Here is a 25505-nt window from a genome sequence, read left to right as displayed (position 1 = left end):
TATGTTTTTTTCTCTTTCTGAATACACCTCCCCTTTCAAATTGCGCCGTAAGGGGATCATGGGCATGAATAAGCGTAATCATAGCTATATTGGTCGCTATAACGATCGCTCCAAGTACCCTCTGGTCGACGATAAACTGCAAACAAAGCTGATTGCTCAACGCGCAGGTTGTACGGTGCCAAAACTGATTGGTGTGATCAGCAACCAAGGGGATGTTAAACGCATCCACGAAATGGTTAAGGAGTGGCCGGGGTTTGTCATCAAACCGGCACGAGGCAGTGGCGGCAAAGGTATCTTAGTCATCACTTCCCACCAAGATGGCCTTTACACCAAACCTTCTGGATCGACGATTAATAAAGAGGATGTTGAGCGACACATTAGCAACGCTTTAGCAGGTCTTTTCTCACTGGGCGGTAAAAATGACGTCGCGGTGGTCGAAAACCTAATTAAATTTGATGACTGCTTTGATGGTTTCAGCTATGAAGGCGTTCCCGATGTACGGATCATCGTCTTTAAAGGCTACCCAGTAATGGCAATGATGCGGCTTTCTACCTCCGCTTCAGATGGCAAGGCTAACTTACATCAGGGAGCAGTAGGCGTCGGGGTCGATATCCGATCCGGTAAAGCAGTACGTGCCGTACAGTTCAATCGCCCAGTAACTCATCATCCCGATACCGGTAAATCATTATCTGAGCTCACGGTACCGCATTGGGAACGCTTATTAACCTTAGCGGCCAGTGCATGGGAAATGACCGGTTTAGGTTATATTGGGACTGATATGGTGCTGGATAAAGAAGAAGGCCCAATGGTGCTTGAGCTTAATGCCCGCCCAGGTTTAGCGATTCAAACCGCTAATGGCGCAGGGTTACTACCGAGGTTACAGCATATTGAAAGTATCGGCTCACCGTTGATTTATCCGACCCCAGCTGAGCGAGTCGCTTATGCCGCGAAACAATTTGGACTAAATAACGTTTAATCCCCCGTTGTGTTACCCTTTCAAAAAACCGTTCCGCGGAACCATAAAAAAGCGCCTTATCCTTAAGGCGCTTTTTATTGATAAGTGGCTAAGCCCTAGCTAAGCGCATCGGCTAGCGGCAGAGACTCATTTTTCGGTTTTTCACTGGTGAAGCCACGTAATCCTACGACATGCACGTGTTCGTGATCTTTAAATACCTTACGCACCAGTTTATAGGTGGTTCCTCTTTCTGGGCTGATATTTTCTGGAGCCGCAATCAACAATTGCATATCCAAACGTTCACACAATTCAAATAGCGTTGCTATTGATTTAGCATCTAAACGTGCCGCCTCATCTAAGAACAATAAACGGCATGGAATAATATCTTTACTGCGTAGACGACGAGATTCTTCTTCCCAGCTCTGCACGACCATTAGTAAGATGGACTGACCCGTACCAATCGCTTCACCTGTTGACAATGCGCCCGACTCAGCTTGTAACCATCCATCTGAACCACGATTAACCTCAACACTTAACTCTAGATAGTTACGGTAATCGAGCAGCTCTTCACCCAATATTTGTGGTGAACGCTGTCCCATATCGATATGGGGATTCACTCGTTGGAATAGCTTCGCCATCGCTTCTGAGAAGGTATAACGTGAACTTTCAAACAAATCTTTATGCTGAGCTTGCTGCTCGGCTAAACCACTGAGCAGAACTTCATGGCTTTCACGAACTTTGACATTTAAGCGCACACCGTTAACTTGCCCAAAAGCGATATTCGAGAGCCCTTGGTTAAGCATGCGGATCCGGTTTTGTTCACGTTGAATGGTTTTACGAATAATGCTCGCCACCGAATCTGAGCTGATCGCTAATCGGTTTTCCCGCTGAGTCAGCTCTTCTGTTAGACGAGCTAGCTCGACTTCCATCTCTTCAATCGCTTCGACAGGATCATCGGTACGAATAATATCTTGTCGAATTCGTTCACGTAAGTGCTGATAAACCGCAATGTAAAACAGTACCTTACGTTCAGGATAAGCATTATCCTCCGAGAGACGTAGCGCATCACGCAGCGCCTCATTATTCGCCACGGCAAGACGTAGCGCCCCGAGCGATTTATCCGACATGGAGCGTAACTCGTCAGCCGATAAATAAGCCAATTCACGTTTATGCAAACGACGTTCAACATCATTTTGGCGGGCTAAACGAAGTACCGCACACCATCCTGCTTTAGCATTCACAACGAAGGTGCGTAAATCTTGATACTCTTTTTCTAATTTTTTCAATCGCTTGGCAAGCGATTTCATCTCAATTTCGGTTGAGGTGATTGTCCGCTCATAGTGACTCTTACGGCTACGAGAGCTGTGCAAACGTTCATGCAGCTCATCACGGTGCTGCTGAGCTCTGAATAATGCGTTTTCATCTGGATGTACGCCAAACTCCTGTAGCTCTTGCTTAAACTCTTGCATCGTTTCCAATTTGGATTGATGAGCACTTTTTAACGACGCTAATACTTGATTATATTGATTGAATTGCGCTTGCGCTTGTTTTAGCTCTTCTCGTGTACGTTGACGTAAACTCTCGGCTTGAACTAACTTGGCTTTTAGCTGCTCACTGAGTTCGCTACTTTGATTGAGAAGATCCACCGAATCTGCGTAAGCAAAGTGGTGACGACGTTCAACCAAATCCGCTAGGGCAAAAATCTGCGCCTTCAGTTGTTGCAGCGAACGATCCGCAGCAAGATACTGCTGTTCTAAAACTTCAAACTGTTCAGGATCAACCTCTAACGCTGAAGCAATTGGCGCGAGCTGTTCAACCGTTCTACCATGTGCATTCAGCCAAGCCTTGGCTTCCATCAACTGAGCTAACTTGGCATCAATATCTGCAGCTCGTTCGGTTAATCCAGACTCAGATAACAAACGAAAATTAGGTGCAATCTTCTCTAATAGTGCTAATGCCTGTTTACTCAATTGACGCCGACTGGTTTGTTGCTGTTGCTGATGCTCTAACTCGACTAACTGGCGAGTAAGATGATTGAGCGCATCACGAGCATGACTGAGTGCTTGTTCAGGATCCGACTCAAACGCAACTTGCAAATGCTGAGCAACAAAATCATTAAAACTACGGTATAAGCGCTGTAACTTTTGTGAATCAAACGCGGCCTTAGCATGCGCTTCTACGACTTCATCACGCTCATCGCGCAGTAGTTCTAAACGCTGCTCACGAGCAGCACGTCCAAACAGTGGAATTTTTGGAAAACGTGAATAGCGCATTTGACGCTGATTGAGCTGAACACAGACCGCACCTTCCAGTTCTGCCGCATTAAATGAGCTGTCATCGAACGCATCAATATCACCCTCAATCAGATAAAGATCTTCTGGACAGTCATCTAACTCAACCAGTTTTTCTTTTATGCCTGAAAGATCAGAGACCACAATCGCGTGGCGGGCAGGACCGTACATGGCACTGAAGTACGGCGCATCTTCTAACGTAATATCATCGTAAATTTCAGAAAGTAAAACGCCACCAAGGGTATCGGCAAGGCCTTTAAGACGAGGATCATTCGATCCGCCCGGTGAAGCTAAACGTTCAATATCATTTTCTAATTGCTCGCGACGTTGAGCCAATGCGTCTTTCTGAGCCGATTGATGTTTTTCACGCTCTAGAATGGCTTGCATTTCAGCCATTACCGATTGACGGCTGTCTAAACTCGCTCCACTTTGCTCTCGCAATAGCTGCAACGCTTCTGTCGCTTGGTGCCAAGCCGGTGCTTGTGACTCTAGCTGTTTAATCGCATTACGCTGTTCTTGTTCAAGACCACGCTGTTGACTACGCTGATCGCGTAGTGCTTCTTGTGCTTGTTCAAGCTCTTCCAAAAGTGCAAGGTGCTGCTCACGCTCATGCTGCAATTGAGAGGGATCATCCAGCATTACCTGAAATTGCTGATGATATTCAGCCACCGATTGACGCACGGATTGTTGCTGTTCGATACGGTGCTGTAAATCTCGCTGCTGTTCATACCATAGCGCTTCATTCTGTACGAGTTGTTGTGCTTGCTGTGCTTGAGCGAGTAACTGGTTTGCACACTCTGCTGCTTGGCTACGAGCCACATCACCTAAAACGCGACTCACTAAGTGCAAGGCTTCGTTAAACCGCGCTGAAGCAGCTGAAGACATATCGAGCTTATGTTTAACCGCCAATAATTCGCTGGTGGTTGACTCTTGACGCCCACTTAGCTCAATCATCACCGCCTGAGCACTTTCCGCCGTCAAGTTATCATCAGCGAGCTGTTGACGTGCCTTGGCCAACGCTTGCATCGCTTGTTGATACTGCAAAGCTCGCGTTTGCTGAATGTCCAAAGCTTGTTGATAATCCGCGAGCTGAGTTTTCAGACTATCGACTTCCTCTTCAGCAGCAGTAGCTTGGTCTTCAACCATCACTAAGCGCTCTTGCGCTTCCTCAACCACCATCAACTGTTCTTCAAGACGCAAACTCAACTCTTCAAGATCATCTTGATAACGGGCAATTTTTTCTTGCTGACGCAGTGCATTTTGTACTAACTGTAAATGATCGGCCGCACTTTGATGATCCTGTTCCAGTGCAGCTTCTTGTTCAAGCAGCGTTTCCAGTTCTTCGTGCACTTGATTCAATAACCGATTGTGCTCCAGCAAACTATCACGTGCACTAAATAACTCTTGGCGTAAGGTCAACGTTTGCTGCACTTTACTACGACGTTCATTGGCGTGCCGCATATAATCAGCGGCAACATATTGGGTCGATTCGGTGATTAAATGTTTGAATAAATCACGATCAGCTTGGGTGTTTTTTATCGCTTCCAGCGTCATACGGTTTTCTCGCAGCGCTGACTCCATATCTTGGAAAGCTTTTTTCACCCCACCATTTTGTGGCAGTAAGTAATCGCGTAATGAGCGGGTAATCGCACTGGAAATACCTCCGTATAAAGAGGCCTCAATGAGACGATAAAATTTTGAGCGGTCACTGCTATTACGCAGCTTTTTCGGTACCACACCAAATTCAAACATTTGACTGTGATAATCAACGATGGAACTGAACGATTTAAAATGTGCCCCTTCAATACCATGAACGGCTTCTTTAACTTCGTTGAGCTGCCTCACTCGAGCGTGTTGATCGGAAACACTTTCAATCAAAATATCCGTCGGTTTGATATGGCTAGGTAAACCCTGAATGACAAAAGGTTTAATATCGACTTTTTTATCACGGCCAGCGACTTGTTGCAGTTTTACCGCAAACAGCAAGCGTTGATGACGAGAATTCACCACATCCAATGCCGCATAACAAGCGCCAGGTTGTAATTTACCGTAAAGACCTTTATCACGAGATGCCTGAGAGCTGCCTGCTTCTGTGGTATTACGAAAATGCAGTAGACTTTGATCGGGAATTAATGCGGTGATAAACGCCGCCATCGTGGTTGATTTACCTGCCCCATTGCCTCCAGATAACGTCGTCACCAAATTATCAATATCAAAAGTACGTGCGAAAAAGCCGTTCCAATTGATCATGGTCAGCGATTGATACTTACCTCTTTCAATCATGCTTCATCTTCCCATAATGTCGGTTGATCTTCATGTTGTTCGTCAGCAGATACCGTATCCAATAAGCTTTGCTGACTTGGCTCTTGACTATGAACAACGGCTTCACCATCTCGTATCAAACGCAATTGCGCCTGACGTAAATCGTCACCAAGACGCACATCGGCCCCAAAACGAAATACCGCCTCGGTAATTCTAAATTTGGTCGTTTCCCCAAGATGGATAATCATCCCTAGGCGGCGTAAACGACGTAGCGAGGTACGGACTTTTTCAAACAGTTTCTCTTTATCCAAATCTGAACCTTGCGCACGATTGGTCGCAAGCTTCATCAATTTCTTCTCATCGGTCAAACTCAATAACTCTTCATAGAGTTCTTGATACGTAAATAAACCTTCATGGGCAAGACGCTCTGGACTTAGATATAAAAAGCACAGCACTTTACCAACCAGCATATCTAATTCAGAAAGAACGCTGCGGTTGATCAACGAAGTAGAACGTGGGCGTAAGTAAAAAAAGCCCTCTGGAGCACGAACTAACTCGGTATTGTAGCGCTGATAAAAAAGAGCCAACTCAGGTTCAAAATCACTGAGAAATGCATGGTTATCTAAATCATCACTAGACACATGACGTCCAGCGCGTAATTGGCTGTCTAAAGCCGGGAAAAGCGGGTTAACAATCGCTTTAGCCAGATTTTCTGGCATGTAGTGGTTAATATCGGTCAATGACATTAGCTTGTACCTTTGCACCAAATTGGTTAATCGCTTGCCAATCAGGTTGAATGGCTTGGTAGTCGGATTGTGAATAGCCCAAGCGAACCGCTTGGTCGACAACAATGCGGGCTAGATCGAAATGATGGGTTCTTGGATGTGCGGCAAGATAATCACGCAGAACATGACCAAGGTTGATTGGTTGGTCCTGCTGCTTGTGACTCTGGAGCATATCAGCAATACGTTCCGCAAGCTCATCGTGAACCTTTTGAAACGTTTCATATTCAACTTGTGGTGGAATATGACCGGTGACTTCTTCATCTCGTAGCATCAATGTCTCGTCACGCAGATCAGATAAACGCTCTGCTTCTGCATAAGTGAGTAACCAAGGCTGTAAAAAATAGTCCTGTAACGACTGACGTAAACGTTGGCTGAAGGCGCGATTTTGGTCCATGTCGATCGCGGTACGAATGAACTTATGTACATGACGATCATAACCAATCCATAAATCGATCGCTTGTTGCCCCCAACTGATGATTCGGTCTAACTTCATTTGCAGCACAAACAGCACTTCATCGATAAACTCTAATTCTGGATCGCCATAAACAATCTCTTGAATATCAAGAATTTGAGTTTGTAATTCGTCGCCTGCAGCTTGAAGCGTATCTTGCAATTCTCGTAATGTTGATGAGGTTTCAGACAATAAACTTTCACAATTATGAATCGCTTCTCGCCAATCTTTATTCAATAGATCGGCTATTTGTTGTTTCACTGATTGCTGCTGCTCATCCAAGACGCGTTGGTTAAGATCGATACGATCAAAGATTTCACTCACTGAGTATTTTAATACACCATAAACATTCTTTTTCCAATGTGCGGGTGTACCACCTTGCTGAGCCGATTTAACCGCTTTAGCCATTTCATCTGCTAACAAAGAGAGTTGAATAGAGAGTTTTAATTTCGAGAATTGACGATGACGAACATAATAATCGGTAATGCCAATCGCTAAGGGAGATAAGCGATAAATACTTGCGCCATCGGTAACCTCACTAGTAAAACGACTGAGCAAACGCTGTTTAACCAGTTCATTAATAGCATTATTAGCCCGAAATGCAGAGACTTCACCCGTTTCAGTAAATAGGCGGCTAACAATTGCAAATGCATCATGCAATTCTCCTTCACCTAATTCTTCATCGAATTTTTCATGGCTCAATACAGCAATCGCTATTAAAAACGCCAGCCGTTCAGCAGGTAAGTTCAAAGAAAAATCGTGCTGCTTCACCCAACTGACGAGTTCATCAATCGGTTGTTCAGTCGCATTGTGAGTCATATCACTCATTGTTCTTCCTGTGGTTGTTTCCTAGCCCAAACATGGATGTAGCGTCCTAAAGATAGATAAGGCTCTTGGCGGCAAAATTGTTGCTCTAATGCCAACAGGTCTGCAAACTCAAACTCGCCCATATTGGCCATATTGCCGATATAGTCACTAAAGCAGCGAATACCTGACTTACCCATGATTTGATATCCAGCATGTTCAATCCACTGATATACATCAGCGGGGATCAGCCCTTTTTGTGGCTGTAATTTAAATCGTTTACGATGTGGCATGCCATTTAAAATATGTGGAATATTGCCACATACCGCATTTTTATAAACTAAGCCATGTTGGTTGTAAAACATCACCGAGACAATACCGCCGGGACGTACCAGTGTTAATAACTGCTGTAAAGCCTCTTGGGGATCGGTCAACCATTCCATCACTGCATGAAATAAAATGATATCAACGGGCTCCGTCAAGTGTTGCTGCACAGCTTGTACCGAGGAATGCACAAAGCGAAACCTCTCTAATAACCCTTGGCCAGTCACTTCTTGTTTGGCCAAATCGAGCATCTCTTGCGAAAGATCACATAATGTAATCTGATGACCAAGCCTCGCGAGTTTTTGCGACATTTGCGCAAGGCCACCGCCCGCATCCAAAACATGCAGTGGTGTTGTTTGGCCGTTAAAATGGGTCAAAATTTGCGTGAGATCATCCCAAACAATGACTTGACGAATCTCGCCTTTGTCAGAGCCGTAAATATTTTTTGCAAATTTGTGGGCAATATCGTCGAAATTGCGATCTTCAGTCACAGTAGCTTGAGTTATGATAATAAATCGTGCTGCTATTCTGTCATAGGAATGGCAGGAATAAAGGACCTTTCGCTGATTTTATTATCAAGTGCTGTTTTTTCGGACTATTTAATCTATGTTTGAGCTGAAAAAAATCGTTTCTTCTCTACTGATGCCATTACCAGCGCTGCTGTTGATTGGTTTTATCGGCTTAATGCTGATTATGTTTACCGCTAAGCGTAAAACTGGTTGCCTAGTAGTATTGTTTTCTTTGTCCAGTTTATTCGCCATTTCTTTTCAACCAATCTCCAGTCAGTTATTGATGCCTTTGGAGCGTCAGTACAGCGCTTTTTTACCAGTTGAAGGTACTATCGATTACGTAATGGTACTAGGTAATGGTCATGTCGTTGATGATAGCATTCCACCAACCTCAGAACTCACTCGAGCCGCTTTAATGCGTCTGACGGAAGGTATTCGTGTCATGCGAATGTATCCCGGTTCAAAACTTATCTTGTCCGGCTATACAGGAGGTAGTGAAATTAGCCATGCACGTATGTTGGCTAAAGTTGCGCTGGCGCTTGGTGTTGCTAAATCGGACATTATTTTGCTTGAAACCGCGCAAGATACGTGGGAAGAAGCGAGACAAGCAGCGGCTTTTGTTCAGCAGCGCACTTTAGTTCTGGTCACTTCGGCCAGTCACATGACCCGAGCAATCAATGAGTTTCAATCTGCTGGGCTAAACCCAATCCCAGCACCAACCAATTATCTAGCTCAAACTAATATCAGCCAAGCTTGGGATAAATATACCCCAAGAGCGCTCTATTTAGAGCAAACTGAACGATATTGGTATGAAACCATGGGGCTCATTTGGCAAACGATGCGCGACTGGGTCACTCATGAACCTAAGTTGCCTGAATCAAAACCTATGATAGAGGGTAACTGATTTTCTCGTTATCAGTCGAAAAGTGGTGGTGTGCACAACTTGATAAACATTGTACCTATTTAGCATTAAATGGAAGGATTATGGGCCGAATTTGATTGCGAGTTACTGCGTTGCAGTCTAGAATCTTGCTGGTTATCAACAAGATTAAATGTAACCAATAGGCCGCTATTTAACAGCGGTTTTTGTGTTTTTATTACTTTTAGGCTGACGTTAGCCTATACCCGAATCATGAGACTTTGCATAAAGGGCAGCTCCGGTAATACCCTTGGCAAACCTCTCGTCTATCACACTCCCTAGTAGGATGATTGCATTTTCGGGCACACAACTACTGCTCCAGTTGTCTCAACACCGAGCAGTCATCGACAGGATAATTTTATGGCTACGATTAAAGACGTTGCACGCCTAGCGGGCGTATCAACAACAACCGTATCTCATGTCATCAATAAAACTCGTTTTGTGGCAGAAACCACCCAAGAAAAAGTCTTGGACGCTGTTAAACAGCTGAATTATGCACCGAGCGCGGTCGCACGCAGCTTAAAATGTAATACAACGCGTACAATCGGTATGCTAGTGACTCAATCAACCAACTTATTTTTTTCTGAAGTAATCGATGGGGTTGAAAGTTATTGTTACCGCCAAGGCTACACACTCATTCTCTGTAATACTGGTGGTATCTACGAGAAACAGCGTGATTATATTCGCATGCTTGCTGAAAAGCGGGTCGACGGTATGTTGGTCATGTGCTCCGATTTAACGGAAGAGTTACTTGAGATGTTAGACAGTCATCCCTCCATCCCTAAAGTTATTATGGATTGGGGCCCACAAACGTCACAAGCGGATAAAATCATTGATAACTCTGAAGAAGGGGGTTATCTGGCTACAAAATATTTGATCGAAAATGGGCACACTGAAATCGCTTGTCTAAGCGGTCACTTTGTTAAAGCCGCCTGTCAGGAGCGTATTGCCGGTTTTCGTCGTGCCATGGCAGAAGCTAACCTAACCGTTAAAGAAGATTGGATCTTAGAAGGTAACTTCGAATGCGATACTGCCGTTCTGGCCGCGGATAAAATCATTGCGATGGATACACGCCCTACTGCGGTGTTTTGCTTTAATGACACCATGGCATTAGGCTTAATCAGCCGTTTACAGCAACGTGGCGTACGCGTACCAGACGATATGTCTGTTATTGGTTATGACAATATTGAGTTAGCTGAATATTTTTCTCCACCACTGACCACTGTGCACCAACCTAAACGCCGTGTAGGTAAAAATGCCTTTGAAATATTGTTAGAACGTATTAAAGATAAAGAACATGAGAGACGTATTTTTGAAATGCACCCAGAAATCGTTGAGCGTGATTCAGTCAAAAAACTCACTAATTAATAGATAAGCACTTCATTACCCCATCATAAATCACAAGCTCCAATCATAACTCTAGGCTATGATTGGAGCTATTAATACCCAAACCATTCACACTACCAATGAAATAAAAGGCATACTAGTGATGACTGAGTGTGATACTTATTCAATGATTTGTTTATTTTATACATCCACGTTATACTATTTTGTCAATAATGAAACGTGTCACGCACAGGGCAAACCATCTGAAAAGATGGGACGCAAAGCCTCCGGCCTAAACCAAAGTGGTAGGTAGCGGGGTTGCCGATGACAAAATAGCCAAAAGAAGAAGTCAACTCCCCTTACTATTATGCTTTTTGACTTTTTGCTATTTTCTCGGACCTGATTTTGCTGGCGAATTGCTTAATACACCGAGAATAACAGCATGGATAAACCCGTATTAAAAGATTCAATGCGACTATTCGAACTGCTTGGCCAGGTCAAGTCGCGCTCAATGTTTGGTGGCTTCGGGATTTTTGTCGATGACACCATGTTCGCTTTAGTTGTCAATAATCAACTGCATCTTCGAGCTGACGATGAATCGGTCAAAGTTTTTTCCGCAAGAGGCTATCTGCCCTATGTTTATAAAAAACGGGGCTTTCCTGTGGTGACTAAATACTTTGCGTTACCTGATACCTGTTGGCTTAATCCAAACTATATCTTGCAAGAAGCAACCACTGCATTACGCCATGCAAAAGCTGAGCGAGAGCAACAAGAGCAAACGAAACCCACTCGCTTAAAAGACCTGCCTAACTTGCGCTTAGCGACTGAACGGATGCTTAAAAAAGCAGGTATTCACTCCGTTGATCAGTTACAACAAGCTGGTTCTGTTGCGGCTTATCAAGCAATTAGACAAAGTCACTCATCGGATGTCAGTGTAGAACTATTGTGGGCATTAGAAGGGGCAATTGAAGGTAAACACTGGTCGGTTATCCCCCCAAGCCGCCGAGAAGAACTGAAAAAAAGCCTATTCTAATTCAGATACCTAGCCCGCTAGCCAGTCAGGCGTAGCGGGCATATTGATCCGTAATCACTTACCCTGATAGATATTATAGCCGTTTGAAATTCATCATTTCGGTATCATTGACACGACTTGAATGGACAAAACTGCAAGCCATCCCCTTCCATCGCTATCGTTATAAATCAACAACATAATAAAACTAGGGCAACTAAACCTAGCTGCCTCACAATCGTATTCTTCTATTAGCAAATGGAGAAATTAAAGCACAGAATGAGATAAAGTGGTTGGTGTGCTTTGCCGCTGGATAAATTGAATCGACAGCTGGTTAAACAACTCCGGTTGTTCGACATTACAAACATGCCCACAGTTTGGAAGCTCCAACAGCTCACTTTGCCGATGAGCGGCGACCATTTCACGTACTGGGCGAATAAACATGTAATCACGCTCTCCCATTAAATACAACGTCGGAATAGGCAATTCTCTATCTTTAAAATAACGCATTAATGGATTCACTTCGGCAGTCAACGTAAACCAACGTTTAAATTCTTGCTGACACAATTTTTTAGCTTCTCGAACAAACAAATGACGAGACTCTTTCTGACTGCGTTGTGGCATCACAATGTAAGCAAACAGACGATATAACCACATATAGGGGATGAGATGTTTACTTAAATGACCGAGCTTAACTAATAGTTGCGAACGAATATTCAAGCGAGTAACCGCCCCACCTAATACCATAGAGCGAACTCGCTGAGCAGATAATTCGGCAATATTACGCACGATGATCGTGCCCAAAGACATCCCGACAAAATGAGCTGAAGCTATTTTCAAGTGATCCAGTACTTTGAGGACGTCGATGGTCACCGTTTTAAAAGTATATCGATTAGTAATCAGATCTTTGATAATACGATGAGATTTTCCGTGACCGCGTAAATCAATCAATAACAAGTTAAAATGCTGTTTGTACGCTTTGATCTGTTTAAACCAAATAGATGAGCTTCCGCCAGCGCCATGCACAAACACCACCCATTCTCGGCTAGTTGGGTGTGGATAGACTTTATGGAACAGTAAAGATTGAGACATGGATACCACAGAAAATCAAAATCATTGATACTGAGAGATTAGCATATTTTAGTGTCAAAAATCGTTTTTGAGTTGTAAAAAACTATTGTGAGTAGACCGATGAGGAAACGCTCCCCATCGGTACAGAAGAACATAATTCAGAAAAGGAATAATAGGCTATCCGCTCACCAAGCACTTGTATGCACTTCTAGCCTTTACTCGCATTAGTCAAAAATAGCTAAGCGATACATTTTTATATATTCAAGGGCAGACTCGCGCCAGCCAAAATCTTTGCTCATCGCTCGTATTTGAACATTGAGCATCTCTTCTGGTTGCTGTAGATAAAATAGTAATGCTCTTTGCATTGTGATCAATAATGCTGAAGGCGATGGCTCTTGAAAACCAAATCCCGTCGCTTGCTGCGGATACTTATCATAATCTTGTACGGTATCTTTTAAACCGCCGACCTCTCGTACAATAGGTAAAGTACCATAAGCCATACTGTAGATTTGGTTTAGTCCACAAGCTTCAAACTCTGAAGGCATCAGGAAAAAATCCGCTCCAGCCTCGACTAAATGGGCAAGACGATTACTGTAAGTCTCAACGAACCCTAACCTATCAGGGTGATGTGCTGCCATTTTATGTAATGCTGCCGCAATTTCCGGTTCACCAGTACCGACGATCACCACTTGTACCTGATTGCGTAAAAACGACTCAAGAATAGGCAATAAATAATGAAACCCTTTTTGATGAGTCAAACGACAAACCATACCAAACAGAGGCGTAGCGACTTGTGGTAAATTTAACTCTTGTTGTAAGGCCAATTTACTGGCTGATTTTCCAAGAGTCAGTGATTGGCGCTCAGCATGATAAGTCTGAGGAATATACCGATCTGTTAGAGGGCTCCATTCAGAATAATCGCATCCATTGACAATACCATGTAAATCTCGTGCTCGACGTACAAAATCATCCACTAATCCATGAGAACCTAACGGCGTCAATAATTCAGAAGCATAGTTAGGACTCACTGCATTGATCTTATCGGCAAAAGCGATACCAGCGCGTAGCATACTAACATGATCATTCCCGTACTGTAGAAACTCCATCCCAGAGAGATTTAACTCAGGGATAACTTCCAATTGGTAATAAGAAAAAATACCTTTGAAAATGGCATTATGAATGGTCAGTACTGACTTGACCCCGAAAAAATAAGGATCTTCACGATAGCGAGTTTTTAATAAAAACGGCACTAAACCCGTGTGCCAATCATTGGCATGAATGATGGTGGGTTTTATGTTCAGCTTGGGCAAAATATCCAAGCTTGCCGCCGAGAAAAAGCCAAAACGTTCACCATTATCTGCGTAAGCTTGATTGTGTTCCGCATACATTTCTGGTCGGTCAAAATAAGCGTCACAATCAACCAGATAAACCACAACGCCGTCCAGCTCACCTTGCCTAACTTGATAGCGGGTATGGGGCCAATGGGTTAACTCGGTTTCAAGTATAACGGGAAAATCCATTTTATTTGGAATTGAACGATAAGCAGGTAGCACAATGGCTACCTGATGACCTAACTCCTGTAATGCTTTTGGTAAAGCTTTCGCGACATCAGCTAAACCACCGCTCTTCACTAAACCTTCTGCTTCGGATACAACAAACCAAATATTCATTTTTTCAAGATTAGAATCCAACTTTCGTTCCTTTTTCGATGACCACAATGCCTTCATCAGAGACGTGGAAGCGCTGCCTATCTAATTGTAGATCTTCTCCAATCACCGTTCCTGGGGCAATCTCAACATCTTTATCAATGATGGTGCGCTTAATTGTACAACCTGCACCAATTTTAACATCACCGAGAATAATCGATTCACTGATCCATGAGCCTGCACCAATATTCGTTCGAAAGCCTAGCACGGATTTATAAATTTTTGCGCCTTGAATATAACTTCCCGCCGAAATTAAACTATCGGTGATACAAACCTTTTTCTCGCCTTCATTGACAAAGGTCGCCGGTGGTAACGGTGGATAATGAGTATGTAAAGGCCAACTGCGGTTATAAAGAGAAAATGGTGCATCTTTTTGCAATAAATCCATATGAGCAGACCAATAAGACTCTATCGTTCCGACATCACGCCAGTAGGCTTCGCCCTTCTCACCTTTGATTTTATTGGTTGAGAAATCATAAACGAAGACCTCGCCCTGCGGAAACATTTTAGGGATGATATCTTTGCCAAAATCGTGGCTTGATTGCTCATTAGCAGCATCTTCACGAAGTTCACGGCATAATGTTTCAGTATCAAAAATATAGTTACCCATTGAAACCAATGCCCATTCTGGCTCACCCGGTATCGATTTAGGGTATTGTGGTTTCTCTTCAAAACCAATCATCTTCCCTGTGACATCAACTTCGATAACACCAAATTGAGAAGCCTGTGAAAGGGGCATACGAATAGCCGACACGGTCAGCTTTGCTTCCATTCGACGGTGGAAATCAAGCATCTGACGAATATCCATTTTATAGATATGATCAGAACCAAAGATACACACGTCATCCGCTTCAGAGATTTCAATAAAACGTAAATTCTGATAAATGGCGTCAGCCGTACCTTCATACCAGCGCTTACCATCACGCATCTGTGCTGGTATGGAGTCAATAAAACTGCCGCGAATACTGGATATGTTCCACCCTTTTTTCATATGTAGATACAGCGATTGAGATTTAAATTGCGTAAGTACATAAATTCGCATTAAATCCGCATTCACAAAATTATTGAGCGCAAAGTCTATTAAGCGATAACTACCACCAAATGGCACGGCAGGTTTAGTACGCGATTCAGTTAAAGGCTTTAATCTTGAGCCTTCACCACCAGCCAGAATCATTCCTAGTACACCGGTCATTATTATTCTCCATTAAGTTTTATTGATTATCATCATGTCAATACTATTGGGGGGATGACGATACTATCCTTAGTTTATTACGGCCTTTCGGCCAGCCACGAAAAGTGCAATTGGTTGTGTATTACTTTATAGCGTTTGCATAAAAATACAAATGGCAATTGTCTATTTTGAGCCAGTAAAACAGCCAATCTATTGAACTCCTAATCTTGTTCACAATTAACGCATCATAACGTTATGAAATTGCATTTTTATGTTTCATTTTTGGTAACAAAAATAACGACTATTTATTGATGACAAGGAAAATACGATGGAGATTAGATGAAAATTTTTCTTGAAAATACACATGAATTACCCATTAAAGATAACTCTTTCTAAAAACATAGAGGCAGCCTATGGCTGCCTCTATGTGTCGACTAATCAAGAGAAATTTCTCTTATTTGGCTGACTTACGTTTGTCCGTCACTTGCCAATCACCATCGTCATAGATTGCCGTCCAACCAGAAGGTTTACCATTTATTTCCGTCCGTACGTAATGCTCTTTGCTCTTACGACTGAATCGTACCACCGCTGCAAGCCCATCAGGATCATGAGTGGGCGCCTTCGCTAGATATTGGTACTTTTCAGGTAGACGTTGTTTAAAACGCTGTAACTCTTCAACAAGAGGTGCTCGGGTTTCACGAGATTTAGGAAAATTGCTGGCGGCTAAAAATAGTCCAGAAGCACCGTCACGTAGCACAAAATAGGCATCTGAGTTTTCACACGGCAGTTCAGGGAAATGAACCGGATCTTCTTTCGGCGGAGCAACTTCACCGTTTCTCAATATCTTCCGAGTGTTCTTACAATTGTCATTGGTGCAGTCCATGTACTTACCGAAGCGCCCAGTTTTTAGCACCATATCTGATGAACATTTATCACATTCAACAACAGGGCCATCGTAACCTTTAACTTTAAACTCACCGGTTTCAACAACATAACCTTCGCAGTTTGGGTTATTACCGCAAACATGCAGCTTACGTTGACCATCAATCAGATAAGCGTCCATCGCCGTTTCACAAATCGGACAACGTTTTTTCGCTCGTAATGCTGCGGTTTCGACATCTTCCTCAAGAACATTGATAATGCCATCTTCATCGCCCAAGTTAATCGTCGTTTTACAACGTTCTTTCGGAGGCAATGCATAGCCTGAACAACCGAGAAAAACCCCTGTTGAAGCCGTTCTAATCCCCATAGGACGAGAACAGGTTGGACACATAATGTTGGTCATTACAATATGATTAGGCTTCATACCGCCGTGATCTTCGTCCTGCTCGGCTTGCTCTAAATCACCGCTAAAATCGACGAAGAAGGCATCCAATACTTGTTTCCAATTCGCTTCTCCCTCTGCAATTTGGTCAAGTTTTTCTTCCATCCGAGCGGTGAAATCATAGTTCATTAAATCGGTAAAACTACCATCAAGGCGGTCGGTGACGATTTCGCCCATTTTTTCAGCATAAAAACGGCGCTGATCAACTTTTACGTAACCACGATCTTGAATAGTGGAAATGATCGATGCGTACGTTGATGGACGACCAATGCCACGTTTTTCTAATTCTTTAACCAATGCCGCTTCCGTAAATCGTGCTGGCGGCTTAGTGAAATGCTGCTTAGGATCCAGCTTCTCAAGGGTAAGAACTTCGCCAACTTGCACCGCAGGTAAAATTTGATCCTCATTTTTACCGAGTGGACGCTGCACACGAGTCCAGCCATCAAATTTTAAAATCCGTCCTTTCGCTTTCAACGTATATTCATCGGCTTTAACACTTACTGTCGTTGAATCGTATTGAGCTGGCGTCATTTGACATGCGACAAATTGATTCCAAATCAAGGCATAAATTTTATGTGCGTCTGCTTCCATACCTTGTAAATCATCGGCTTTGACATTAACGTCAGAAGGACGGATCGCTTCGTGCGCTTCTTGAGCCCCTTTCTTGCTGCCATAGACAATCGCTTGCTGTGGCAGATACTGTGGGCCAAATTGCTGCTCGATAAACTGACGCGCTGATTCCACCGCTTCGGTGCTCAAGTTGGTAGAATCTGTACGCATGTAAGTAATGTAACCTGCCTCGTACAAGCGCTGCGCTAGCATCATGGTTTTCTTCACGCCATAGCCTAAGCGGGTACTGGCCGCTTGCTGAAGCGTGGAAGTAATAAATGGTGCACTCGGCTTACTTGTCGTGGGTTTATCTTCACGTTTACAAACTTCAAAGCGTGCTTTTTGCAATACGGATAGAGCAGCTTGTGTTTCAGCTTCATTGCTTGGCTTAAAAGCAGAGCCTGCTTTTTGAGCTACCATCAAGCGAAAATCATCTTGCATGCTGGTTTTCGTGTCCGCATGAATATCCCAAAACTCTTCAGGAATAAACGCTTTGATCTCACGCTCACGCTCAACGAGGAGTTTCACCGCTACCGACTGCACACGACCAGCAGAAAGACCACGAGCCACTTTTTTCCATAACAACGGCGAGACCATAAAGCCCACAACGCGATCCATAAAACGACGTGCCTGCTGTGCATTCACGCCATCCATGTTCAGTTCGCCAGGTTGTTCGAAAGCTTGTTGAATCGCATTTTTAGTGATTTCGTTAAACACAACACGTTTATAACGCTCTTCATCGCCACCGATGATCTCACGTAGGTGCCAAGCGATAGCTTCTCCTTCGCGGTCCAAATCGGTTGCGAGATAAACATAATCTGCGTCTTTGGCTAATTTTTGTAACTCAGCGACCACTTTTTCTTTGCCTGGAAGGATTTGATAATTCGCTTCCCAACCTTGAAAAGGGTTAACTCCCATTTTCTTAATCAGAGCGGTCCGTTCTTTTTCTTTTTTTAAACGCTCTTTTTCTTCCAACGAAAGTGCTTTATTGACCGCTGGTGTGGCTTTTTTAGCCGTAGTAGTTGTTTGACCTGCGGTAGGCAGATCGCGGACATGACCGACACTAGACTTAACAATGAAGTCTTTACCAAGGTATTTATTGATTGTTTTAGCCTTGGCTGGCGATTCCACTATAACGAGTGATTTACCCATAATTTGATTCAAATGCCCTTAATCATACTGCGAGTAATAAATCGCATGATGTTCTAAAAATATTGCTTCTTTTTTTACTATCGAGCCAGTTAAGCAGAAGATCAACCTGTTTTTGAAAAAAAACGCTTGTTTGCTCGACAAATCGACGAAACCGCATCCGCAAGACAAAATTAGCATGATAGTAAAGAGTGCCTGTTTTAGGTGCGACCGCTAATCTAGAAAGTATGTTGTAAATCACAAAATTAGGTAAAAGTGATTTTTATCCATTTCCTGTTTCTGATCATGGTTTTTACGTGGCACAATTCTACAATCACGTCACCGATTGCTGAAAAACGGGTATCTGCTGGGTGGCAGCATAGAGAAACGTAATACCGAGAGCAAGTAAATCAAAGAACAATCTAAAATAAAGAGAAAAATATGCAGAACAAACAACTCATCAGTGAATTCGATTTATTACTTATAGCCAATCAATTAATTCAAGAACACGACAGCTATATAGAGGGAATGCGCACAACTAGCGTCGAGGAAAAAGACGGTGTATTAGTATTTAAAGGGGATTATTTTCTTGATCCTCAAGGTCTACCTAGTGAGAAAACAACCGCTGTTTTTAATATGTTTAAATATTTAGCTCACCATCTTTCGAAACAATTTACCCTTAAAAAATAATAAAAGCCTCTATATTGAGGCTTTTACTTCTTATTAGTACTAAAAATTTATGCTCTAAATCACTCAGTGGGATAATTGAGCAAACTTCTCAAAATAATCTGGGAAGGTTTTTGATGTACATTTAGGATCATTAATCGTCACTGGCGTCTCACCAAGGGCAACTAAAGAAAAACACATCGCCATACGGTGATCGTCGTAAGTATCAATCGTCGCATGTTGTAGATGGCTTGGAGGAGTGATGATAATGTAGTCCTCACCTTCTTCGACCAAAGCACCAACTTTACGCAATTCTGTCGCCATCGCCGTTAACCGATCGGTCTCTTTCACTCGCCAATTATAAACATTGCGAATTGCCGTTGAGCCTTTAGCAAACAGAGCCGTTGTCGCAATTGTCATCGCAGCATCTGGGATGGCATTAAAGTCTAAATCGACCGCGGTTAACTCTCCTCGACGAGCAATCACATAATCGTCTCCCCATTCAATTTGCGCGCCCATTTTCTCTAATGCATAAGCAAACTGGACATCACCTTGAATACTATTTTTACCAATGCCCGTCACTTTAACTTGACCGCCTTTTATCGCGGCAGCAGCAAGAAAATAGGAAGCAGAAGACGCGTCGCCTTCAACCAGAAAATCACCGGGAGAAACATAAGATTGGCCAGCAGGAATCACAAATTGTTGATAGTCATGATTGATGACCTGAACACCAAATTGTTCCATCAGATGTAGCGTGATATCGATATAAGGCTTTGAAACTAACTCGCCTACAATATCAATGGTCATCGTGCCTTCCGCTAATGGTGCAGACATTAAGAAGGCCGTTAAAAATTGGCTTGAAATAGAACCGTCAATCGAAACATGGCTTGCTTTTAGTCCTGTGCCTTGAATGCGCAACGGAGGATAATGCTCACTTTCCAAATATTCTATGTTTGCCCCAGCTTGACGCAAAGCGTCCACCAAATGACCAATTGGTCGCTCTTTCATTCGTGGTTCGCCAGTGAGAATACACTCACCGCGCCCCAAACATAATGCCGCAGCTAATGGACGCATTGCCGTTCCAGCATTACCGAGAAAGAGTTCTTGTAAACCTTCGATAACAAAGGGGTGCCCTAAACCCTCCACTTCACATTGTGTTTTATCCGCGGAGAGCCGATACTTAACGCCCAATTGGCTCAATGCCTTAAGCATATGGCGGATATCATCACTATCGAGTAAATTGGTTAAGCGTGTCGTTCCGGTGGCTAATGCTGCCAAAAGAAGCGCTCGATTCGAGACACTTTTTGAACCTGGCAAATTAACTTCACCATTAATATTAGCAATAGGCTGTAAGGTAAGACTTTCCATTAAACGTGTATTTCCTTGCACTGTCATCATAGCCGTGAATATTGAAGGCAGTAAAATTCTTGGTAATGGCAGACTAACCAAAATCCCTTATCCTCGCTAGTCTTTATCCATTACTGAAGACAAAAAATCTTGCTTACCTTTCTTTATCCACTCTCACCCCATCCGAGAAGTATAAGATTCTGACTAGATCGCCTCGGTTAAAGATCATTTGGTTATCGAGATCTTGAATTACATCAATCAATTGACCGTCATTCGTTTTAATCAATAGCTCAACCAATTTATACTCAATAAGATGAGTTTTATTTCCATGATGGTGAGCAACCCCCGCACCGGCTGCTGCGCCAACCGCGGTGGCGACTTGCTTACCCCGACCATCACCAAACTGATGACCGACAAGTCCGCCCACGACTGCGCCAAGTAACGTCTCCCAGCCCTTCGATTTAGAGTGAATGATCTCTTGTTGAGTAATGTAACGGACCGTTTCTACCTGTCCAAAGACAACCTCATTCACGGGCCTCGCTTGATTACGCTGATACGCAGCATTGGCAAACAAAGGAAAAATCAATAAGATCCATATCCACTTTGTCATTTTGTACTCCTATTAGGATAAGTTGGTTAAATAATGGCACTCTATCTCACTGAATTAGCGAGCGATAATTTCTCTTTCCCCTCGCCTTTATTTGCCTCAGATGAGCCCAATGGTCTATTGGCTTTTGGTGGGGATTTGCATCCCGACCGTCTTATTTCAGCTTACCACAACGGTATCTTCCCGTGGTATGGTCCTGGTGAACCGATCCTTTGGTGGAGTCCGTCCCCGCGTGCCGTGTTTTTTCCTAAGACCTTTAAACCAGCAAAAAGTGTGCAAAAATTTCAGCGCAAACACACATATCGAGTGAGTGTAAACCATGATACCGCACGCGTGATTGAATTATGTGCTGCGGTACGTCCTGCTGATCAAACTTGGTTAAATGCCGATATGCGTTCATCCTATCAACAACTTGCCAAGCAAGGTATTTGCCATTCCGTTGAAGTGTGGCGTGATGATACCTTAATCGGTGGCCTTTATGGTATTCAAGTTGGCCAGCTCTTTTGTGGAGAATCGATGTTTAGTTTAGCCGATAACGCATCCAAAATCGGGTTTTGGTATTTCTGTGCTCATTTTGCCACTCATGGCGGACAATTAATCGATTGCCAAGTGATGAATCCACATCTTCGCTCATTAGGTGCTGTTGAATTACCGCGTGACCAATTTTTAGATTCATTGCTATCCTTAAAACAAGGTCAGGTAACAGATAACTGCTTTCAACCTCAATGGTTATCTCTTACCGTTAACGGCTCATCGAAGGAGTCGCTATGAGTTCTGATTTACAGCAAATTCGCATTGGTTTAACCAGTAATCACCCTTGCAGTTATTTAGCCGACCGGATGGAGCGAGTCGCTGTTGCAATGGATCCTCACATGCAGAGTCCAGATAACTATGAACTACTGCTAGCCAATGGCTTTCGACGTAGTGGCGATATTATCTATAAACCTCATTGCGATCATTGCCAAGCTTGCCAAGCTCTACGAGTGTCAGTGAATGAATTCACACCATCGAGAAGTCAAAAACGCCTGCTAAAACAAGTACAAGCTCGTTATCAATGGCAATTAAAACCAGAAATGGATGACGATTGGTTTTCGCTCTATTCTCATTACATCGAAGCGCGTCATAACAGCGGTACTATGTACCCTCCTCGCCGTGATGAATTTTCTAAGTTTGCGAGTTCTAACTGGTTAGATACACAATACTTACATCTCTATTTAGATGATCGATTAGTCGCCGTCGCCATCACCGACATTCTCCCGAATAGCGCAAGTGCGTTTTATACCTTCTTTGATCCCGATAGTTCACTGTCCTTAGGAACATTAGCAGTTCTTAGTCAACTTGAGCTCACCAAAATCATGAATAAACAGTGGCTTTATTTAGGATATCAAATTGATGAATGCCCAGCGATGAACTACAAAGTACGCTTCAGAGCACATCAAAAGCTAGTCAAACAGCGTTGGCAAGGGTAGAATACGCCCCAAGTTTACATATTGATTTTTTAACGGCAAAATACGCCGTTGATTATTTTTCGCCAAATTTCTAAAGAGGATTAAATGGCTAAAGAAGACGTAATTGAGATGCAAGGCACTGTCCTTGATACTCTTCCAAATACAATGTTCCGTGTTGAGCTAGAAAATGGTCACACAGTGACAGCTCACATCTCTGGTAAAATGCGTAAAAACTATATCCGCATTCTTACTGGTGACAAAGTTACTGTCGAGATGACACCTTACGATCTTTCTAAAGGTCGCATCGTCTTCCGTGCTCGTTAATCACTGATTTTCGAATGCAACAAAAACGGAGCTCTACGCTCCGTTTTTGTTGCCTAAGAGTGAATGATAAGGCGATATCACGGATAACAAAAAGCGCACGATACCCTGTGCGCTTTTTTATTAACTTAATTTTATTCGCTGTTAAGTTCACTCATTAAATCGTTGGTCTTAATGAGCAACCTTTTCACGTGAACTCATGTACTCAAAGGTCAAATGGTCATCCGCTAAATCCACTTTAACCGTACCACCTTCGACTAATGAGCCAAACAGTAATTCATTCGCTAATGGTTTTTTCAACTGATCTTGAATCACTCGGCCCATCGGGCGAGCTCCCATATCACGGTCATAACCTTTCACGGCTAACCAGTGGCGCGCATCTTCAGACACTTCAAGAGATACACCACGAGCATCAAGCTGCACTTGTAGTTCAACAATAAATTTATCAACGACTTGGTGAATCACTCGTTCATCAAGACTATTGAACCAAATTACATGATCCAAACGGTTACGAAACTCTGGCGTAAAGACTTTTTTGATCTCCGCCATCGCGTCATGGCTGTGATCCTGCTGAATCATACCAATTGATTTTTTAACTGTTTCCGCAACCCCTGCGTTGGTCGTCATGACCAAGATAACGTTACGAAAATCGGCTTTACGGCCATTATTATCCGTTAACGTCCCATTATCCATCACTTGCAATAATAGGTTAAATACATCGGGGTGCGCTTTTTCTATCTCATCCAAAAGAACAACCGCATGAGGATGTTTAATCACCGCATCGGTTAATAATCCACCTTGGTCATAACCGACATAACCCGGAGGCGCACCAATTAAACGACTCACCGAGTGACGCTCACCATATTCCGACATATCAAAGCGCAGTAACTCGATACCAAGCAACTTAGATAGCTGAACAGTGACTTCCGTTTTACCGACCCCTGTTGGTCCTGCAAATAAGAAGGAGCCAACAGGGCGGTTTTCCGCACCCAATCCTGCACGAGTGAGCTTAATCGACTCGCTCAACACTTCGATAGCTTTGTCTTGACCAAACACCAGCATCTTCATTTTCTTATCCAGATTTTTCAAAATATCCTTGTCTGAAGAAGAAACTGACTTCTCTGGTATACGAGCCATTTTAGCAACCATGGCTTCAATTTCTGCCACACCGACCGTTTTTCTGCGTCGGTTTGCAGGCATCAAGCGAACTCTCGCCCCAGCTTCATCAATGACGTCAATCGCTTTATCTGGTAAGTGACGCTCGTTAATGTATTTAGCCGACAGCTCCACCGCCGCGCGTAAAGCTTTATTGGTATAGCGAACATCGTGGTGAGCTTCATATTTCGGTTTTAGACCCATCAAAATTTTTGTTGTGTCATCAATAGACGGTTCGACAACATCAATTTTTTGGAAACGACGAGATAACGCACGCTCTTTTTCGAATATCGTATTGTATTCCTGATAAGTCGTTGAGCCAATACAGCGTAGCTTACCGCTACTCAGCAAAGGTTTGATTAAATTGGCTGCATCAACTTGTCCACCAGAAGCCGCTCCAGCACCGATGATGGTATGAATTTCATCGATAAACAAAATTGCATCTTTTTCTTTTTCTAACTGTTTTAGAATCGTTTTAAAACGTTTTTCAAAATCGCCACGGTATTTGGTTCCAGCTAATAACGAACCAATATCCAACGAGTAAATAACGCTATTTTGGATGACTTCAGGCACTTGACCTTCAACAATCCTCCACGCTAAACCTTCAGCAATCGCAGTTTTACCTACGCCAGCCTCACCCACTAATAAAGGGTTATTTTTGCGACGACGACATAATACTTGAATAGTACGCTCAAGCTCTTTATCTCGGCCGATTAAAGGATCAATTTGGCCTTGTTTAGCCAGTTGGTTTAGATTGCAAGCAAAGCTCTCTAAACGCTCATCAGAATTAGACTCTTCAGGGCTACTGCTCCCAAAGGAGTCTCCTGCCGAATCTTCCGCACCAGACGTTTTCGTGATGCCATGAGAAATGTAATTCACAATGTCGAGACGACTGATATCATTTTTTTTCAATAAATACGCCGCATGGGATTCTTGCTCACTGAAAATGGCAACCAGTACGTTAGCACCCGTGACTTCACTTCGGCCAGAAGATTGAACATGGAAAACAGCACGTTGTAGTACGCGTTGAAAACTCAATGTAGGCTGAGTTTCGCGTGTTTCATCGTGGTTAGGAATTAAAGGCGTGGTTTGATCAATAAATTGATCAAGCTCGCGACGTAAGTTATCGATATCGGCTTGACAAGCGACGAGTGCGTCCTTCGCTGCATCATTTTCTAATAATGCAAGTAGGAGGTGCTCGACGGTCATAAATTCATGTCTTTTATCTCGCGCTCGAGCGAACGCGCCATTGAGACTCGATTCTAGTTCTTTGTTAAGCATAAGGCCTCCTTGAGGAACAACCAGATTGTTGTTGCA

The 25505-nt window shown here is 43.3% G+C and carries 19 protein-coding genes and 1 riboswitch; of the genes, 8 read left to right on the top strand and 11 right to left on the bottom strand.

Annotated elements, in window-relative coordinates:
* The first annotated feature begins 1 nt into the window (after position 1).
* Positions 2-976 (top strand): alpha-L-glutamate ligase-like protein, encoded by a 975-nt coding sequence (locus tag AACS00_RS05370; protein ID WP_072669567.1) that lies wholly within the window; start codon positions 2-4, stop codon positions 974-976.
* Positions 977-1071: 95 nt separating this feature from the next.
* Here AACS00_RS05370 and mukB read toward each other — a convergent pair whose 3' ends face one another.
* The 4 genes from mukB to cmoM are packed head-to-tail and all read right to left on the bottom strand — an operon-like array spanning position 1072 to position 8363.
* Positions 1072-5529, bottom strand: coding sequence for a chromosome partition protein MukB (mukB, locus tag AACS00_RS05365; protein ID WP_110166725.1), 4458 nt, complete (start codon positions 5527-5529; stop codon positions 1072-1074).
* The gene (gene mukE, locus AACS00_RS05360) at positions 5526-6254 is read right to left on the bottom strand and encodes a chromosome partition protein MukE (RefSeq protein WP_181397470.1); all 729 of its coding nucleotides are present in this window, start codon (positions 6252-6254) and stop codon (positions 5526-5528) included. Before mukE ends, mukB begins: the two co-directional genes overlap by 4 nt.
* Positions 6235-7572: a chromosome partition protein MukF gene (gene mukF / locus AACS00_RS05355; RefSeq protein ID WP_110166723.1), complete on the bottom strand. Its 1338-nt coding sequence runs from the start codon at positions 7570-7572 to the stop codon at positions 6235-6237. Before mukF ends, mukE begins: the two co-directional genes overlap by 20 nt.
* Positions 7569-8363 (bottom strand): tRNA uridine 5-oxyacetic acid(34) methyltransferase CmoM, encoded by a 795-nt coding sequence (gene cmoM, locus AACS00_RS05350; protein WP_072669570.1) that lies wholly within the window; start codon positions 8361-8363, stop codon positions 7569-7571. Before cmoM ends, mukF begins: the two co-directional genes overlap by 4 nt.
* Positions 8364-8478: 115 nt before the next feature.
* Between cmoM and elyC the strand changes: the two genes are divergently transcribed.
* The 3 genes from elyC to AACS00_RS05335 all read left to right on the top strand — a co-directional run bounded on the left by elyC (position 8479) and on the right by AACS00_RS05335 (position 11659).
* Positions 8479-9285: an envelope biogenesis factor ElyC gene (gene elyC, locus AACS00_RS05345; protein ID WP_110166722.1), complete on the top strand. Its 807-nt coding sequence runs from the start codon at positions 8479-8481 to the stop codon at positions 9283-9285.
* A gap of 375 nt (positions 9286-9660) precedes the next feature.
* Positions 9661-10668 carry an HTH-type transcriptional repressor PurR gene (gene purR, locus AACS00_RS05340; protein ID WP_072669572.1) on the top strand — a complete coding sequence of 336 codons (1008 nt, stop codon included), beginning with the start codon at positions 9661-9663 and terminating at the stop codon, positions 10666-10668.
* A 201-nt stretch (positions 10669-10869) separates the two neighbouring features.
* Positions 10870-10952, top strand: a riboswitch (cyclic di-GMP riboswitch).
* Positions 10953-11068: 116 nt separating this feature from the next.
* Positions 11069-11659 carry a TfoX/Sxy family DNA transformation protein gene (locus AACS00_RS05335; protein ID WP_110166721.1) on the top strand — a complete coding sequence of 197 codons (591 nt, stop codon included), beginning with the start codon at positions 11069-11071 and terminating at the stop codon, positions 11657-11659.
* 243 nt (positions 11660-11902) lie between these two features.
* Here AACS00_RS05335 and AACS00_RS05330 read toward each other — a convergent pair whose 3' ends face one another.
* The 4 genes from AACS00_RS05330 to topA form a co-directional block, all read right to left on the bottom strand.
* The gene (locus AACS00_RS05330; RefSeq protein WP_072669574.1) at positions 11903-12727 is read right to left on the bottom strand and encodes an alpha/beta fold hydrolase; all 825 of its coding nucleotides are present in this window, start codon (positions 12725-12727) and stop codon (positions 11903-11905) included.
* A 203-nt stretch (positions 12728-12930) separates the two neighbouring features.
* The gene (glgA, locus tag AACS00_RS05325; protein WP_110166720.1) at positions 12931-14433 is read right to left on the bottom strand and encodes a glycogen synthase GlgA; all 1503 of its coding nucleotides are present in this window, start codon (positions 14431-14433) and stop codon (positions 12931-12933) included.
* Positions 14387-15604: a glucose-1-phosphate adenylyltransferase gene (glgC, locus tag AACS00_RS05320; protein WP_110166719.1), complete on the bottom strand. Its 1218-nt coding sequence runs from the start codon at positions 15602-15604 to the stop codon at positions 14387-14389. The genes glgA and glgC overlap by 47 nt, the downstream gene beginning before the upstream one ends.
* A gap of 433 nt (positions 15605-16037) precedes the next feature.
* Complete coding sequence (topA, locus tag AACS00_RS05315) at positions 16038-18668, bottom strand: type I DNA topoisomerase (RefSeq protein WP_072669577.1); 2631 nt, start codon at positions 18666-18668, stop codon at positions 16038-16040.
* Between the two features lie 417 nt (positions 18669-19085).
* On the opposite strand from topA, the gene AACS00_RS05310 reads away from it, so the two are divergent.
* Entirely contained in the window at positions 19086-19334 is a 249-nt protein-coding gene (locus AACS00_RS05310) for a YciN family protein (protein ID WP_110166718.1), read from the top strand.
* A gap of 63 nt (positions 19335-19397) precedes the next feature.
* On the opposite strand, the gene aroA is transcribed toward AACS00_RS05310, so the two are convergent.
* Together aroA and AACS00_RS05300 are read right to left on the bottom strand one after the other, a co-directional pair.
* Positions 19398-20678 (bottom strand): 3-phosphoshikimate 1-carboxyvinyltransferase, encoded by a 1281-nt coding sequence (gene aroA / locus AACS00_RS05305; protein WP_110166717.1) that lies wholly within the window; start codon positions 20676-20678, stop codon positions 19398-19400.
* Positions 20679-20811: 133 nt separating this feature from the next.
* Positions 20812-21267, bottom strand: coding sequence for an outer membrane lipoprotein (locus tag AACS00_RS05300; protein WP_110166716.1), 456 nt, complete (start codon positions 21265-21267; stop codon positions 20812-20814).
* Positions 21268-21300: 33 nt separating this feature from the next.
* On the opposite strand from AACS00_RS05300, the gene aat reads away from it, so the two are divergent.
* From aat to infA, 3 genes are all read left to right on the top strand, one after another.
* Positions 21301-22035 carry a leucyl/phenylalanyl-tRNA--protein transferase gene (aat, locus tag AACS00_RS05295; protein ID WP_110166715.1) on the top strand — a complete coding sequence of 245 codons (735 nt, stop codon included), beginning with the start codon at positions 21301-21303 and terminating at the stop codon, positions 22033-22035.
* Positions 22032-22733 carry an arginyltransferase gene (locus AACS00_RS05290; protein ID WP_110166714.1) on the top strand — a complete coding sequence of 234 codons (702 nt, stop codon included), beginning with the start codon at positions 22032-22034 and terminating at the stop codon, positions 22731-22733. The genes aat and AACS00_RS05290 overlap by 4 nt, the downstream gene beginning before the upstream one ends.
* A gap of 84 nt (positions 22734-22817) precedes the next feature.
* A complete protein-coding gene (gene infA, locus AACS00_RS05285) occupies positions 22818-23036 on the top strand; it encodes a translation initiation factor IF-1 (protein ID WP_004395079.1) in 219 nt (72 codons plus the stop codon).
* Between the two features lie 168 nt (positions 23037-23204).
* Here the strand turns inward: infA and clpA are convergent, their stop codons facing one another.
* On the bottom strand, positions 23205-25469 hold the full coding sequence (clpA, locus tag AACS00_RS05280) for an ATP-dependent Clp protease ATP-binding subunit ClpA (RefSeq protein WP_072669583.1): 2265 nt from the start codon (positions 25467-25469) through the stop codon (positions 23205-23207).
* Between the last annotated feature and the right edge of the window lie 36 nt (positions 25470-25505).

Source organism: Vibrio sp. 11986-1-5 (genome assembly GCF_963878025.1).
Lineage (GTDB): Bacteria > Pseudomonadota > Gammaproteobacteria > Enterobacterales > Vibrionaceae > Vibrio > Vibrio injensis.
The sequence above is the reverse complement of the archived record's forward strand: the minus strand, read 5'-3'. Positions and strand labels throughout refer to the sequence as shown.